19 protein-coding genes are annotated in these 12,164 nt (G+C 58.2%); 12 read left to right on the top strand and 7 right to left on the bottom strand.

The genetic code is table 11. The features are described from left to right. The first annotated feature begins 143 nt into the window (after positions 1 to 143). The 5 genes from ACSSV8_RS19265 to ACSSV8_RS19245 all read left to right on the top strand — a co-directional run bounded on the left by ACSSV8_RS19265 (position 144) and on the right by ACSSV8_RS19245 (position 2,859). Positions 144 to 404 carry a hypothetical protein gene (locus ACSSV8_RS19265; protein ID WP_281302330.1) on the top strand — a complete coding sequence of 87 codons (261 nt, stop codon included), beginning with the start codon at positions 144 to 146 and terminating at the stop codon, positions 402 to 404. After that, entirely contained in the window at positions 401 to 967 is a 567-nt protein-coding gene (locus ACSSV8_RS19260; protein WP_184584778.1) for a hypothetical protein, read from the top strand. The genes ACSSV8_RS19265 and ACSSV8_RS19260 overlap by 4 nt, the downstream gene beginning before the upstream one ends. 522 nt (positions 968 to 1,489) lie before the next feature. Then, complete coding sequence (locus ACSSV8_RS19255) at positions 1,490 to 2,059, top strand: replication/maintenance protein RepL (RefSeq protein ID WP_221228017.1); 570 nt, start codon at positions 1,490 to 1,492, stop codon at positions 2,057 to 2,059. A gap of 11 nt (positions 2,060 to 2,070) precedes the next feature. Then, on the top strand, positions 2,071 to 2,466 hold the full coding sequence (locus ACSSV8_RS19250) for a hypothetical protein (RefSeq protein WP_184584789.1): 396 nt from the start codon (positions 2,071 to 2,073) through the stop codon (positions 2,464 to 2,466). Between the two features lie 9 nt (positions 2,467 to 2,475). Then, positions 2,476 to 2,859 (top strand): type II toxin-antitoxin system PemK/MazF family toxin, encoded by a 384-nt coding sequence (locus ACSSV8_RS19245; protein ID WP_184584786.1) that lies wholly within the window; start codon positions 2,476 to 2,478, stop codon positions 2,857 to 2,859. 350 nt (positions 2,860 to 3,209) lie between these two features. Here the strand turns inward: ACSSV8_RS19245 and ACSSV8_RS19240 are convergent, their stop codons facing one another. The 3 genes from ACSSV8_RS19240 to mobQ (ACSSV8_RS19230) form a co-directional block, all read right to left on the bottom strand. Next, positions 3,210 to 3,722, bottom strand: coding sequence for a TetR/AcrR family transcriptional regulator (locus ACSSV8_RS19240; protein ID WP_158524522.1), 513 nt, complete (start codon positions 3,720 to 3,722; stop codon positions 3,210 to 3,212). Positions 3,723 to 3,777: 55 nt separating this feature from the next. Then, complete coding sequence (locus ACSSV8_RS19235; RefSeq protein ID WP_281302332.1) at positions 3,778 to 4,176, bottom strand: DMT family transporter; 399 nt, start codon at positions 4,174 to 4,176, stop codon at positions 3,778 to 3,780. Positions 4,177 to 4,290: 114 nt separating this feature from the next. Beyond that, positions 4,291 to 5,523, bottom strand: a complete 1,233-nt coding sequence (mobQ, locus tag ACSSV8_RS19230) for a MobQ family relaxase (RefSeq protein ID WP_281302331.1) — start codon at positions 5,521 to 5,523, stop codon at positions 4,291 to 4,293. A gap of 154 nt (positions 5,524 to 5,677) precedes the next feature. Here mobQ (ACSSV8_RS19230) and ACSSV8_RS19225 point away from each other — a divergent pair, with 154 nt between their 5' ends. Together ACSSV8_RS19225 and ACSSV8_RS19220 are read left to right on the top strand one after the other, a co-directional pair. Next, positions 5,678 to 5,938: a hypothetical protein gene (locus ACSSV8_RS19225; protein WP_454283544.1), complete on the top strand. Its 261-nt coding sequence runs from the start codon at positions 5,678 to 5,680 to the stop codon at positions 5,936 to 5,938. Then, the gene (locus tag ACSSV8_RS19220; protein WP_354546343.1) at positions 5,935 to 6,495 is read left to right on the top strand and encodes a hypothetical protein; all 561 of its coding nucleotides are present in this window, start codon (positions 5,935 to 5,937) and stop codon (positions 6,493 to 6,495) included. Before ACSSV8_RS19225 ends, ACSSV8_RS19220 begins: the two co-directional genes overlap by 4 nt. A 14-nt stretch (positions 6,496 to 6,509) precedes the next feature. On the opposite strand, the gene ACSSV8_RS19215 is transcribed toward ACSSV8_RS19220, so the two are convergent. Both ACSSV8_RS19215 and ACSSV8_RS19210 read right to left on the bottom strand, forming a co-directional pair. Then, positions 6,510 to 6,818 (bottom strand): type II toxin-antitoxin system RelE/ParE family toxin, encoded by a 309-nt coding sequence (locus tag ACSSV8_RS19215; protein ID WP_354546344.1) that lies wholly within the window; start codon positions 6,816 to 6,818, stop codon positions 6,510 to 6,512. Continuing rightward, positions 6,815 to 7,075, bottom strand: a complete 261-nt coding sequence (locus ACSSV8_RS19210; protein ID WP_354546345.1) for a CopG family ribbon-helix-helix protein — start codon at positions 7,073 to 7,075, stop codon at positions 6,815 to 6,817. The genes ACSSV8_RS19215 and ACSSV8_RS19210 overlap by 4 nt, the downstream gene beginning before the upstream one ends. Before the next feature lie 388 nt (positions 7,076 to 7,463). On the opposite strand from ACSSV8_RS19210, the gene ACSSV8_RS19205 reads away from it, so the two are divergent. The 3 genes from ACSSV8_RS19205 (at position 7,464) to ACSSV8_RS19195 (ending at position 9,550) form a co-directional block, all read left to right on the top strand. Further along, on the top strand, positions 7,464 to 8,471 hold the full coding sequence (locus tag ACSSV8_RS19205) for a replication initiator protein A (RefSeq protein ID WP_454283543.1): 1,008 nt from the start codon (positions 7,464 to 7,466) through the stop codon (positions 8,469 to 8,471). Between the two features lie 129 nt (positions 8,472 to 8,600). Beyond that, on the top strand, positions 8,601 to 8,771 hold the full coding sequence (locus tag ACSSV8_RS19200) for a hypothetical protein (protein WP_354546338.1): 171 nt from the start codon (positions 8,601 to 8,603) through the stop codon (positions 8,769 to 8,771). 14 nt (positions 8,772 to 8,785) lie between these two features. Continuing rightward, positions 8,786 to 9,550: a hypothetical protein gene (locus tag ACSSV8_RS19195; RefSeq protein ID WP_354546339.1), complete on the top strand. Its 765-nt coding sequence runs from the start codon at positions 8,786 to 8,788 to the stop codon at positions 9,548 to 9,550. A 4-nt stretch (positions 9,551 to 9,554) separates the two neighbouring features. Here the strand turns inward: ACSSV8_RS19195 and ACSSV8_RS19190 are convergent, their stop codons facing one another. Beyond that, positions 9,555 to 9,992 carry a hypothetical protein gene (locus tag ACSSV8_RS19190; protein ID WP_354546340.1) on the bottom strand — a complete coding sequence of 146 codons (438 nt, stop codon included), beginning with the start codon at positions 9,990 to 9,992 and terminating at the stop codon, positions 9,555 to 9,557. 134 nt (positions 9,993 to 10,126) lie between these two features. Between ACSSV8_RS19190 and ACSSV8_RS19185 the strand changes: the two genes are divergently transcribed. Continuing rightward, complete coding sequence (locus ACSSV8_RS19185; RefSeq protein ID WP_322346830.1) at positions 10,127 to 10,366, top strand: DUF4160 domain-containing protein; 240 nt, start codon at positions 10,127 to 10,129, stop codon at positions 10,364 to 10,366. Continuing rightward, complete coding sequence (locus tag ACSSV8_RS19180; protein ID WP_322346831.1) at positions 10,359 to 10,760, top strand: DUF2442 domain-containing protein; 402 nt, start codon at positions 10,359 to 10,361, stop codon at positions 10,758 to 10,760. Before ACSSV8_RS19185 ends, ACSSV8_RS19180 begins: the two co-directional genes overlap by 8 nt. A 55-nt stretch (positions 10,761 to 10,815) precedes the next feature. On the opposite strand, the gene mobQ (ACSSV8_RS19175) is transcribed toward ACSSV8_RS19180, so the two are convergent. Further along, on the bottom strand, positions 10,816 to 12,054 hold the full coding sequence (gene mobQ, locus ACSSV8_RS19175; RefSeq protein WP_354546341.1) for a MobQ family relaxase: 1,239 nt from the start codon (positions 12,052 to 12,054) through the stop codon (positions 10,816 to 10,818). Between the last annotated feature and the right edge of the window lie 110 nt (positions 12,055 to 12,164).

The following is a 12,164-nucleotide window of genomic DNA, read 5'->3' as shown; positions in this document are numbered from 1 at the left end:
ACTTCGCTTAGGGGTCGAGGGGAAACGCCAGTCTCCCCCGCCCACACAAACGCGCAGCGTTTGTATAAGTGGGCACTTCGTGTCTTGCACCTTGCCTCAACCTTTGCGAGAAATCAATAACTGTCAGGAGTGCGGAGGTCAGAATGGCGCGGAGTATTGATCAGCAAATTGCAGCGACGCAGGCCAAGCTGGCTCGTTTGAAAGAACGCCAGAAGGCCAGCGAAACCCGCCGCAAGATCATCGTCGGATCAGTGGCAATCTCCAACGCGCTGAAAGACCCGGAAAAGGCCCGTGCTCTCGCCGCCCTCCTGCGTCGGGCCGTCACCCGCGAAGTCGATCAAAAAGAGCTGGTCGGGTTGCTGGAAGAGCTGGATGGCGTCGCTGCGAAGGCGGCGCGTCCATGAGCGTCAAAGATCCTTTCCAGCAGCTCGTCGATGAAATCACCCTGATCCGGCAGGACATGGAACGGCTGAAGCGGACCAGTCTGGACAAGGAAGATGCCGAAGCCCTGCACGAAATGCTGGCCGAGGGCGTGGATCGGATGTCCAAGGTTGGCCCCGAAGTCCAGAAAGCCATCGACAATCGCTTGCTGGCCGTTGCGGCAGTGCTCCGGGAAGAGACCAGCAAAGCCGCTGCGAGCGCCGCTGAGGGGGCTATCGAGAAAACCCGGGCCGAGAGCCTCGAAGCCGCCCGAAGCCTCTCACAGGCCGCCGGAGAGGCCCGTAGACAGGCGTGGCGCTACTTTGGCGGGTTCTGGGTATGGTTGGCCTCCATGCTCGCCACAGGGGCCGTTCTGGGCCTTCTGTTGGCCTACGGGATGGAAACGGCGAAGTCGGCCCTCTCAGTCGATGATTTGGTGCGCTACAACTGCGGTAGATCGTGGTTCGGTGGGCAGGTCGTGGACCAGGACAACGGATCGAGCTTCTGCGCCTTCTGGATCAAGCGAGCGCCTAGTGATGAGAACTGAGGAGCCACCGACCTTCTTTCCATTCTCAGCACAATCCGACCGTAGCCACAGGCGTTGAAAGGCGAGATTGGGGATAACCCTTCCCCTCCCTGCCTGACCCACCCCATCCGGTTGGCGTTTCGCCAGTGGTAAGCACGAACATCATCAGAAACGGTGCGAAAAACGCACTGACAGATAAACAGGCTCCTTCGTCGCCTGTGTCAGTCAAAAACTCCACCCCCGCCCGATCGTTCGCCAGCTTACTAACGAGCGCTACCGATCGAACGAGCGTGGATTTTTTGCCTTCCTATAGATCATTAGAAAGCGGAAAATTTCGAGCCAATAAAAACAAAGACTTAAGGGGGGGGGGTAGGTCACAGCTGTGACCTACCCCTAGCTCATAGCTGTGACCTAGGTCTGCTCGAAATTTGAACAAGGTTGACCGATATTTGACGGGTCAGTATGGTCGAAATTAGAGCAGGCAGATAAAGATATGCTGCAGATTTAACTGATATTTGAACATGGATGAGCTAGGGGTAGGTCATGGATGAGCTAGGGGGAGAACGGGCAATGCTTCCTGCAAAGAAGCAGCGGGGACACTTCGTCCAAACCGACCGCGCAGCGCATGAAGCGTGGGGTCGGCTGGCAGTTAAGTCGCCCGCTGCCGGGGCGTTGCTGCATGTCCTGGTGGCGAATGTCGGGGAACAGAACGCTATCGTCGCCTCGCACAAAGTGCTCGCAAAACTCATGGGTTCCTCGCCTGCAACAGTGAAGCGCGCCCTCAAGATACTGGAATCCGGGAACTGGGTCGAAGTTGTCCAGATTGGCGCAAGTGGCACGGTAAACGCCTATGTTCTGAATAGCCGCGTGGCGTGGACAGAAGGCCGTGACAAGCTCCGGTATTCGCGCCTGCAAGCCGAGGTTCTGGTCAGCGAGGATGAACAACCCGCTGGTGCTCTCGATGCGGCCAAGGAAGAGTTGCACCGCCTGCCCCGTGTCGGTGAGCTTCAGCTTCCAGCCGGTCAAGGTTTACCACCCGTTTCTCAGCCATCCTTTCCCGGCCTAGAACCGAACTTGCCCGCCTTTGGCCATCCTGCCGAAGATAGCGAATAGGGGTATTCATCGTGGCTAATGTTTCCATCCGTGAGGCGGTAAAGATTTACCAAGTATCCCGCCCAACACTCACAAAAGCACTGAAAATCGGCAAAGTCTCTGGTGTTCAGGACGGGAAAGGCCAGTGGCAAATTGATCCTGCAGAACTTGCCAGAGTTTACCAGCCACGGACGGACAGCGCGAAAACAGGTGGACAAGATAAACCAGATAATTTTACCAACAAGAACACCCACTTGCCCGGTGAAGTTAATACGCTGAAAGCACAGTTGGCAGAGGCCGAACAACGCGCCGCCGTGGCCGAGGCACTGGCGGAAGAGAGGGGGAAGCATATCGAGGACTTGCGCCGGATGCTGCCTGCCCCGCAAGAGGCACAACGCCCCGGCTGGCGCTGGCCGTGGAAAAGGTGACGGAACAGAATGGCAGAAGAAACCCCACCGCCGCGCGTTGCGCCAACCGTCAAGAGTGCTCCACGCATCCGTCAGGTGTATTGGTGCAACCTACCCGACGACGCCCAGTTGCCCGAGTTCTGGAAAACACGGCCCGTGCTCATCATGTCGCTGAAAACGACCCTTCACGGCAAAGTCACAGTGCTGCCTTTCTCTACCAAGTCGCAGCCTGACAACCCACATGCTTACCCTATGCAGTCCCCGCTACAGGCGAAACAAGCGTGGGTGATCTGTGACCACCTGATGACGGTGGCCGTAAGCCGCCTAAGTCCACCTGGGCGAGTGATCCCGCGCATTTCCGAAGCCGATTTCGAGCACATTAAAGAGCGCGCGCTCAAGAATCTCCCATACTGAAAATCTTGACTCTGTGGCCACAGGATGCTACCTAAAGAGCCAGATACGGCGCGGGCAACCGTGACCGCTTCCCTTAGGTGGGAAATAGATGCGAAGGGGTGGCTAGGCCGCCCCTTTCGTTTTTTCAGACCTTCTTCATGAAATATCTACCGTGTGAGTTCCGTCAGCAACTAGGTGCGCCGGTAGCAAGGGCATCGAGCGTGAAGACCTCAAATATCGGAACGCTCGATGCCCTTACGGGTTCAGTAAAGCAGCCGTTCATGCAGAGCGCGGCGAAATCTGACTCTGAGCCCAGAATACAGAATGCTGCGCGTCGCACGAACGACCGCTTTCGGAAAGTGGGTCGCGAGCTATCCTCGTTTGCCAGCGGAAAAGGTACTCTTCGTCAGAGCTTCGTGCATACTCTTCCGCTCCGGGATCGCCACCCCGAAGTGTTGGGCCAGCCAAGCTCCGTCTACGGCAAACCGAGCAATGCTTAGTTCGACGTTGCCTTGATCTTCACCGTATTCAGAGAGTTGGTCATTCAGCCACTCTGTCCATTTCATCCGAAGAGCCGGATCATCCAGCATGAGGAGCGAAAGAGCGATCCATGTCTGATCCATGGCCGGTTCTTCACCACCAAAGGCCAGATCAATATAGGCACGGGTGAACGCTCCATGCGCAACACGATCCTTCGAGGCCCGAGCCCCAATCTCAGAAGCCAGTTGGTCTAAGACTTCCTCGAAGATCGCATCAATCAAGGCCTGCTTGCTCGGGAAGTGATGAAGGAAGCCGCCTTTAGTGACACCGGCAGCAGACGCAACGGCTTGAACTGTTATTGCCGAGATGCCGCTTTCAATGGCGAGCTTTTTGGCTTCATCCATGAGGCGGCGTCTAACGGCTTGTGGGTCTTTGACGCGTTTATGTGCTTCTGGCATCTCAATGTGAGACGCTACCAGACAGCAAGTTCATGACAAGCACACCGCCGACGATCATAGCAATTCCCGTTACCGCCCAGAAATCCAGAGCCATCTTAAACACGACGACACTGACCACCGCCGTCAGGACGATGCCGAGACCAGCCCAAACGGCGTAGGCCACACCAAGAGGCACCATCTTCAACGCAAGAGAAAGACAGTAAAGGGACAGGATAAAGCAGACCAGCATCCCGAGAGATGGCCACAGCTTCGTAAACTGTTGGGACAATTTCAGCAGGGTCGAACCGCTGACCTCTAGGATAATGGCGGCTCCCAGAGCCGTGTAGGCAGCAAGCATGGCGTTCATTTCAACATCTCCGTCGATTTTCGATAAACATACCATACGAATGGTTTCTTTCAAGGCCACTCTTCTACGTTATTTGTGGTTTTTAGTCATCAGAGCGGTCATTGTTCTCGAAAGGGAAAGGTCTGCTTTGTCCGCTCTGCGGTTGTTCGTGAGCAGCGCAGCGAAGGTCTACAATCCGTAATCATGCCCTCGGTCGCGGCGGGCATGAACTTCACGCTCCTGCTCCTTTTCCAGTTCCTTTGCGCGCTGCCGCTCCTGCTCCTGCGCGACGTGCTGCTCCTCGGCCTCGCGGCCCTCGCGCAACGTGGAAACCCGGTCACTGAGTGCCTCCCGGTCGATCCCGGCAGCTGCGGCCCGTAACCGCGCCGCAAGATCGTCCGGGGCTGCCCGTTCTGAGGTCTCGGCCTCCTGCCGCTCTCGACCATCTTTCCGGGCGTCCCATGCCTCGCGCAGCCGCGTGGCAAGGTCGGGTTCCTGCTCCCGGCCCTCACGCCCTCCGGCAAGCGCCAGCTCGGATTGCTCCGGCCCGAGACGATCCAACACGCGATCCGCCGCACGGTCGAGCCAATCACGCACATGCCCGGCCAGCTCGCGGGCAACCTCCATCACCTCGGCTGCACGGGCCTTGGCCTCGTGCCAGGCCCCGACGCGCCCGACCTCGATACCGCGTTCCTTCATCTGCCACGCGCCGGGGGAAAGCTGGGGCAGCGGCGGGCGGTCCAGCTCAATAGCGCGCACGGTCTGCACCAGCTCCGCACCCTCGTCGCCGCGCTCCCGTGCCACCGCCGCCAGCTCAAGCGCCTCGTCCCGCTGTGCCTCCAAGGTCCGATGATCCACGCGATCCTCGATGCCGGCGCGCTCAAGGGCGGTGTTCGCGTCCCGCGCCCACGCCTCCCGCCAGCCCTCCAGAACCTCGACCTTGTTCCAGTCGCGGTTTTTGGTGGTGAAGCCCTCGGGACCAATCTCGCGGGTGGTCAGCAGAATGTGGGCGTGGTGATTGCGATCATCGCCGTCGCGCCCCGGCGCGTGCAGCGCGATATCCGCGATCATGCCACTGCCCACGAACTGTTCCTGAGCGAAGTCCCGAACCAGCTCGACACGCTGCGCATGGGTCAGCTCGGCAGGCAGGGCCACGCGCACCTCGCGGGCGACCTGGCTGTTCTTGCGGGTCTCGGATTCCTCGACGCGGTTCCACAGCTCGGATCGGTCGCGGACCCAATCCGGTGCATGATCCGGGGCAAGGGTTTCGGTGTGATCGACACCGCCCCGCGCCGCGTAATCGAAGGTCAGCCCGGTACGGCGGTCTTCGATACGCTCCGCTACACGATAGGCGATAGCCGCCGTGGCGCTGCGGCCCTGACTGCGGGAAATCATCGAAGCTCTGAAATGATAGATCGCCATTCTGTGCTGCACTTCGCTTAGGGGTCGAGGGGAAACGCCAGTCTCCCCCGCCCACACAAACGCGCAGCGTTTGTATAAGTGGGCACTTCGTGTCTTGCACCTTGCTTTAAGCTTTGCCAAAAATCAACAAAGGTCATGAGTTATGAGGGCGGGAATGGTACGGAGTATCGACCAACAGATTGCGGCAACGCAAGCCAAGCTGGCCCGTCTGAAAGAGCGGCAGAAAGCCAGCGAAACACGGCGGAAAATCATCGTCGGGGCCATCGTCACAACCGAAGCCCTGAAAGACCCCAAGAGCGCCCGCTGGATGGCCGCAACCCTGCGCAAGAACGCCACCCGTGACGTCGATCAGAAAGAGCTGGTGGGTCTGCTGGAGGAACTGGATGGCGTCGCGGCAAAGGCGGACCGGCCATGAGCGTCAAGGACCCCGTCCAGCAGCTCATCGATGAAATCACCCTTATTCGTGAGGATGTGAAACACCTGAAGCGGACCAGCCTCGACAAGGACGAGGCTGAGGCCCTGCACCAAACCCTTGTCGAAGGCGTGGACCGAATGGCCCAGACAGGGCCGCAAATCGAGAACACCATAAAAAATTACCTGTTGGCCTCGATCTTGAAGATCCGGGAAGAGACCACCAGCGCGGCTGTAAGCGCCGCTGAGGCCGCTATCGGGAAAACCCGCGCCGAGACCCTCGAAGCCGCAAGAAGCCTCTCACAGGCCGCCGGAGAGGCCCGTAGAGAGGCGTGGCGGTGGTTTGGTGGGTTCTGGGTGTGGCTGGCCTCCATGCTCGCTACAGGGGCCGTTCTCGGCCTTCTGGCGGCATTTCTGATCATCGGACGGGGCGATGCGCGCGAGTTTGGGCAATATCCACGGATTTACTGCTCTTCCGCAGGCGGACAGATCGTTGAGCAGGACGATGGCAGCAGCTTCTGCGCCATCTGGATCAGACAAGCATCTCCAGTAGGAAACTGAGCGGAGCTATCCGCTCAGTCTGGCCATTTCTCGGCGGGCCAATTTCGGGCGGTGTGGATCACCCGGACAATCGCCACGGTTTCCTCGCCGCCTGCCTGCGTGATCGCATAGGCCAAGATGTAGGGCAGGCCCGTCACTGACTTCTCGTAGGTGCCTGTCACCCGTCCGGTGCGGCCTGTCGGGATGTCCCCGAGGGCCAAGGCCGATTTGTCGATGGCATCGGCCACGCGACGGGCGGCGGAGGGGTTTTCGGCAGCGATATAGGCGACCTGATCTGCAAGATCGGTCAGCGCATCGGTGGACCAGCGAACGGGTCGGCTCACGCCGTGCCGTCTGCCGCAACCTTGATTGCTCGCCGCACGGTCGCCATTGCATCCTCATGGCTGACTGTCCGGCCTGCTTCCACGTCTGCAAGTCCGCGTTCAATGCCCTCGATGATTGCCAGTTCACGGTTCACGTAGGTTTCCACGGCTTCTGCTGCCAGGAAGGACCGGCTGCGGCGTGTTCCATCGGCCAATCTCCCCAGCTTCGCCTTCAACTGCGGATCGAGTCGGATCGTCATCGTGGTGCTGGCGGGCATGATAAGTTCTTTCTAAGCATGTGTACATCTGAACACATACACCGGACTGGAGTCTTTGAAAAGGTTGAGGCAGTCGACCCCCGCACTTCTCTGCCTGACTTACTCGGTCAAGGTTGGTCAGGATTCCGGGCTAAACCAGAAAACTGCCTAGTGTTAATAGTGTTACCTACGGAGTATGTTACGGGGCTAAAAATCTCCCCTAAGCGACTGATACCATAAAAGGAAACTATCCACAGGGTTCCGAAAGGTGCGAGTCTGGGTTCCGAAAGGTGCGAATTTTGGTTCCGAAAGGTGCGAAGCCGGGTTCCTGATAGGTCAAATGAAACCCGGTTCCTGATGGTGCGAATTTTGGGTTCCTGATGGTGCGAATGTCCGCTATGAAGATTTCATGGCGTTATTACCGGACCGACACCCTCAGAAAGACTTCTTCATCCTCGACATTTCCGATGTCGTGCCAAAAGACGATATGGCCTCGATGGAGCACCCACTGTTTTCACTCGCGACCAAGCCAGACATGCGCCACCTAGTGTACAAGAATGGCATCAACAAGCTTGAGATCATCCCATCGGGTCGCGGCCTCCCAACCATCTTCGACAAGGACATTCTGATCTTCTGCATCAGCCAGTTGATGGACAAAAAGAACCGGGGGGAGAAGATCGGGAAGCGCGTTCGATTCACGGGTCGAGAGTTACTGATCGCAACCAACCGACCAACCAACAATCTGGGTTACAACCGCCTGGAACATGCGTTTCAGCGTCTACGTGGGACCACGTTCACCACCAATATTGCGACCGGAAACAAGATCGAGACGCGCATCTTTGGTTTGATCGACGAGGGCGGTTTTGTCCGCACCGCTGACGAGCATTTCCGCCTCGACTACTGCGAAATCGTTCTCTCCGATTGGGTGATGCGCGCAATCGAGAATGATGAGGTCGTGACGATTTCGAACGACTATTTCCGCCTGCGCCGCCCGCTGGAACGCCGCCTGTATGAGATCGGCCGCAAGCACTGCGGCAGCCAGCCGAAATGGCACATCGGCCTTGCCAAGCTACAGGAAAAAACCGGCAGCAACGCCCCCCTGAAGAAGTTCCGGCTGAACATCCGCCAGATCATCGAAGACGATCACACGCCGTTCTATCGCATGGAGCTGACCGCAGATGACCTGGTGATCTTCCGTCCGCGCTCAACACAAAGCCACCTCTCGCCCGATATCCGACTACCGGAATGGGCTGAGGAGAAAGCAAGGAACGTCGCCAAGGAGAAGGGTTGGGACTATTACGCCCTGCGCTCTAATTGGCTTGCGTTCGCAAAATCAGAGGAGACCAAGGGAAACCCGCCGAAAAACACCGGCGCAGCATTCCTAGCATACTGCAAAAAGCAAAATAAGTTACGTTGAGTGGGCAAGTTCACATGCCAAAAACAAGAAATTTTTGCGTTCTCAGTTCTCTTTTTTAACTTTGCCGCACGCGGGCTTTGTCTAGTGCTAGGCTTCTAACATGACAAACCTTTGTGAAAGGAAAGAATAATGATTACGGTGTTACGCGGGCGAGAAGATTTGCCAAAGCTACCAGAAAAAGGCGAAGAATTCCCAGTTCGTCCATCGGAAGCTACTGTAGGAACCATATTGGTTGAAGAGGTTCGCCTCAGCTACAGACCTGATGGTAAAGAAATCGTGCAAATCATGGGCTTTGGATGACTAGGAACCGCACTTTGAAATTTTTTCTAACTCTGGCCACACTTTCTTTTGTGATAAGCACTCGCTCTTTCGCTGCAGTGGGTGCCTGCCCGATCTCCGCTGACTTTGTGACGCAGCCTGAGACATTCGAAACAACACAGCAGATAGGTGATTATAAAGTGACAAGTACAACCATGCGCGCCTTCGTCGATGGTGCTATGGTTCAGATCGAATGTACAGGAATGGACCCCGACAAAATTTTCCCAAATACCGATGACGCTACCATTCTTACCAACTACGCTCGGTTTTGGTCGATCCAACAAACCAGCCCTGTGTTTTCAGACAACAAACCAGTCCAACACTACGCAATCGAAGGTGTGAAGGATATCCAAGGCTTTGAAGTAAAATACACTTATCGTTTTTTTCGGTTTTCGGACAGCTTTGCGATGGTGGCCACTGGTGTCCCAGGTGGTCGTCCGACAGCAGATGTTATGCGTTTTCTGACTAGCTTAAGTTTAGAATCAAGCGCAGCACCCGCACCATTCACAGAATTCGAACTCGAGGAAGGTCGGCGCAATCACATGGCTGCATGTCTACCTGCTATACGCACAGACAACGAAGTGCGGCAGCTAGGTTTGAGCGATGTCGAAATCACCTACTTCTGCTCTTGTACTGGGCAAAAGTATTTCGCGGAATTCACACCTCTTGAACTTAGAACCTTAGCCTTAGGTAATGACGCATCGCTTGAGAACAAACGTCTGACTATCCAAACACAGTGCTTCGAGGATGCAACCAGATAGCACTTCAGCCTAGCAATCTCTTCCAGAACGTGCCTCGTTCTGGAACTTTCAAGTTCTCGCGCTGATCTGTCAGAAGCGCGTTCAACCGAACCCGCTCACTCTCAGCTCCGTCCAGGCGAGCGCGCAAATCCTCGATCTGATCGACAAGCTGGCCGCGCTCCCTGTCGCGCTCGGCGGTCATGGCGTCTATCCGCTCTCTAAGCATCTTAACTTCGACGCCCAAGGCGCTGTTTTCATGCGTTTCTTCCGGGGTTTCCGATTGGTTTTGAAGGCTGTTCGGAAACGGGTTCGCGGACATCCACCTGGAAAGCTCTGACGGATCAATCTGCCAGCGACCCTTGTCGTCCTTCTCAGCAGATATTCCGCCCGAATTAAGGGCTTTTGACAGCGTCCCCTTTGAACGATTCGCGGTCTTTGCCGCCTGTCCAAGTGTCAGTTTCATGGTGTTTCCGCCTGTATTTCAAGGGGGTTTCCCCTTGGTTTTCTTGCCGTTCAGGATACACACATCGGAAACACCCGCCAATAGGCGGTTTGCAAGTCTCTTGAAAAACCCATCATGATAGGTTAAATACAGTTATGGTCACCATATACCGAGCGCATGGTCTGCGCGTCATCATCTTCACAGACGATCACGAGCCGGCCCATGTGCATGTGTTCGGTGATGGGCAAGTCAAGATCAACCTGATCGGGCCTGACGGGACTCCAGCTCTTGTCTGGGCCCAGGGCATGAAGGGGAACGATGTGCGCCGGGCCGTGCAGATCGTCCAGGACCAGCAAGAGGCGTTTCTTGCCAGATGGAGGGAAATCCATGGCTGAACTGACAGATTCTGAAATCAATGCCGCCATTGAGCGTGGCCACATCGCGCAGCAGACCGAGCCGCGCGCGGATGCAGTGCGTTATGACAAGCGAAACAGCCGTATCATCGTCGATCTGACGAACGGTTGCACCTTCGCCTTTCCACCCCGTGTGGCGCAGGGATTGGAGACTGCAACGGATGAAGACCTCGCCGCGGTTGAAATCCTCGGTGCTGGTTACGGCCTGCATTGGGAAGCCCTCGATGTGGACCTGTCCATCCCCGGCTTGTTGGCGGGACTGTTCGGAACCAAGGCCTATATGGCTCGGCGGGCAGGGCAGACCAAATCACCCGCCAAAGCTGCCGCCGCCCGCGAAAATGGTCGCAAGGGCGGCAGGCCGCGCAAGCAAGCCTGATCACCCCCACCAGCTCGGCCCTCCGATATTCGGAGGTCTCCGGACCGAGCTGGCTCTACAACCCGTAATCATGCCCGCTATCGCGGCGGGCATGAGCTTCGCGCTCCTGTTCTTGTTCCAGTTCTTTTATGCGCTCCCGCTCTTGCGCCGCGTCCAACTCGGCTTGCCTTTCGTCGGCCTCCCGGCCCTCGCGCAGCGTGGAAACCCTATCGCTGAGCGCCGCCCGGTCGATCCCGTCGACGGCGGCCCGCAACCGTGCCGCCAGATCGTCCGGGCCCTCCCGCTCCGGGGTCTCCGCCTCCTGCCGCTCCCGGCCCTCTTTCCGGGCTTCCCAAGCCTCCCGCAACCGCGTGGCTAGATCAGGCACCTGTTCCCGGCTCTCACGGCCTCCGGCAAACGCCAGTTCGGGCGGCTCTGGCCCGAGGCGGTCCAACACGCGATCTGCAGCCCGGTCGAGCCAGTCGCGGACATGACCGGCCAGCTCGCGGGCAACCTCCATCACCTCGGTCGCACGGGCCTTGGCCTCGTGCCAGGCCCCGACGCGGCCGACCTCGATGCCGCGCTCCTTCATCTGCCACGCGCCGGGGGAAAGCTGGGGCAGGGGTGGACGGTCCAGCTCCACGGCCCGCACCGTCTGCACCAGCTCCGCACCCTCGTCGCCGCGCTCCCGCGCCGCCCTCGCCAGCTCAAGCGCCTCGTCGCGTTGCGCCTCCAAGGTCCGGTGATCCACGCGGTCCTCGATGCCGGCGCGCTCAAGGGCGATGTTGCTGCCCCGCGCCCAGGCTTCGCGCCAGCCTTCCAGAACCTCGACCTTGTTCCAGTCGCGGTTTTTGGTGGTGAAGCCCTCGGGACCAATCTCGCGGGTGGTCAGCAGAATGTGGGCATGGTGATTGCGATCATCGCCGTCGCGCCCCGGCGCGTGCAGGGCGATGTCGGCGATCATCCCACGGTCCACGAACTGTTCCTGGGCGAAGTCCCGGACCAGTTCGACCCGCTGCGCATGGGTCAGCTCGGCGGGCAGGGCCACGCGGACCTCGCGGGCGACCTGGCTGTTCTTCCGGGTCTCGGCCTCCTCGACCCGGTTCCACAACTCGGATCGGTCATAGACCCAATCCGGGGCGTGGTCAGGCGCAAGGGTTTCAGTGTGATCGACACCGCCCCGCGCCGCGTAATCGAAGGTCAGCCCGGTACGGCGGTCTTCGATACGCTCCGCCACGCGGTAGGCAATTGCCGCCGTGGCGCTGCGGCCCTGACTGCGGGAAATCATCGAAGCTCTGAGATGATAGATCGCCATTCTGTGCCGCACTTTGCTTAGGGGTCGAGGGGAAACGCCAGTCTCCCCCGCCCACACAAACGCGCAGCGTTTGTATAAGTGGGCACTTCGTGTCTTGCACCTTGCTTTAA

It is taken from the genome of Roseovarius sp. MBR-79, from assembly GCF_053628555.1.
The sequence above is the reverse complement of the archived record's forward strand: the minus strand, read 5'-3'. Positions and strand labels throughout refer to the sequence as shown.

Coding starts and splice junctions, on each gene's coding strand:
- ACSSV8_RS19255 (WP_221228017.1), top strand. CDS start 1,490: ATGGATGAGCTAGGGGGAGAACGGGCAATGCTTCCTGCAAAGAAGCAG.
- mobQ (WP_354546341.1), bottom strand. CDS start 12,054: ATGGCGATCTATCATCTCAGAGCTTCGATGATTTCCCGCAGTCAGGGC.
- ACSSV8_RS19245 (WP_184584786.1), top strand. CDS start 2,476: ATGGCAGAAGAAACCCCACCGCCGCGCGTTGCGCCAACCGTCAAGAGT.
- ACSSV8_RS19185 (WP_322346830.1), top strand. CDS start 10,127: ATGGTCACCATATACCGAGCGCATGGTCTGCGCGTCATCATCTTCACA.
- ACSSV8_RS19220 (WP_354546343.1), top strand. CDS start 5,935: ATGAGCGTCAAGGACCCCGTCCAGCAGCTCATCGATGAAATCACCCTT.
- ACSSV8_RS19210 (WP_354546345.1), bottom strand. CDS start 7,075: ATGCCCGCCAGCACCACGATGACGATCCGACTCGATCCGCAGTTGAAG.
- ACSSV8_RS19240 (WP_158524522.1), bottom strand. CDS start 3,722: ATGGATGAAGCCAAAAAGCTCGCCATTGAAAGCGGCATCTCGGCAATA.
- ACSSV8_RS19265 (WP_281302330.1), top strand. CDS start 144: ATGGCGCGGAGTATTGATCAGCAAATTGCAGCGACGCAGGCCAAGCTG.
- ACSSV8_RS19190 (WP_354546340.1), bottom strand. CDS start 9,992: ATGAAACTGACACTTGGACAGGCGGCAAAGACCGCGAATCGTTCAAAG.
- ACSSV8_RS19200 (WP_354546338.1), top strand. CDS start 8,601: ATGATTACGGTGTTACGCGGGCGAGAAGATTTGCCAAAGCTACCAGAA.
- ACSSV8_RS19260 (WP_184584778.1), top strand. CDS start 401: ATGAGCGTCAAAGATCCTTTCCAGCAGCTCGTCGATGAAATCACCCTG.
- ACSSV8_RS19205 (WP_454283543.1), top strand. CDS start 7,464: ATGGCGTTATTACCGGACCGACACCCTCAGAAAGACTTCTTCATCCTC.
- ACSSV8_RS19180 (WP_322346831.1), top strand. CDS start 10,359: ATGGCTGAACTGACAGATTCTGAAATCAATGCCGCCATTGAGCGTGGC.
- mobQ (WP_281302331.1), bottom strand. CDS start 5,523: ATGGCGATCTATCATTTCAGAGCTTCGATGATTTCCCGCAGTCAGGGC.
- ACSSV8_RS19225 (WP_454283544.1), top strand. CDS start 5,678: ATGGTACGGAGTATCGACCAACAGATTGCGGCAACGCAAGCCAAGCTG.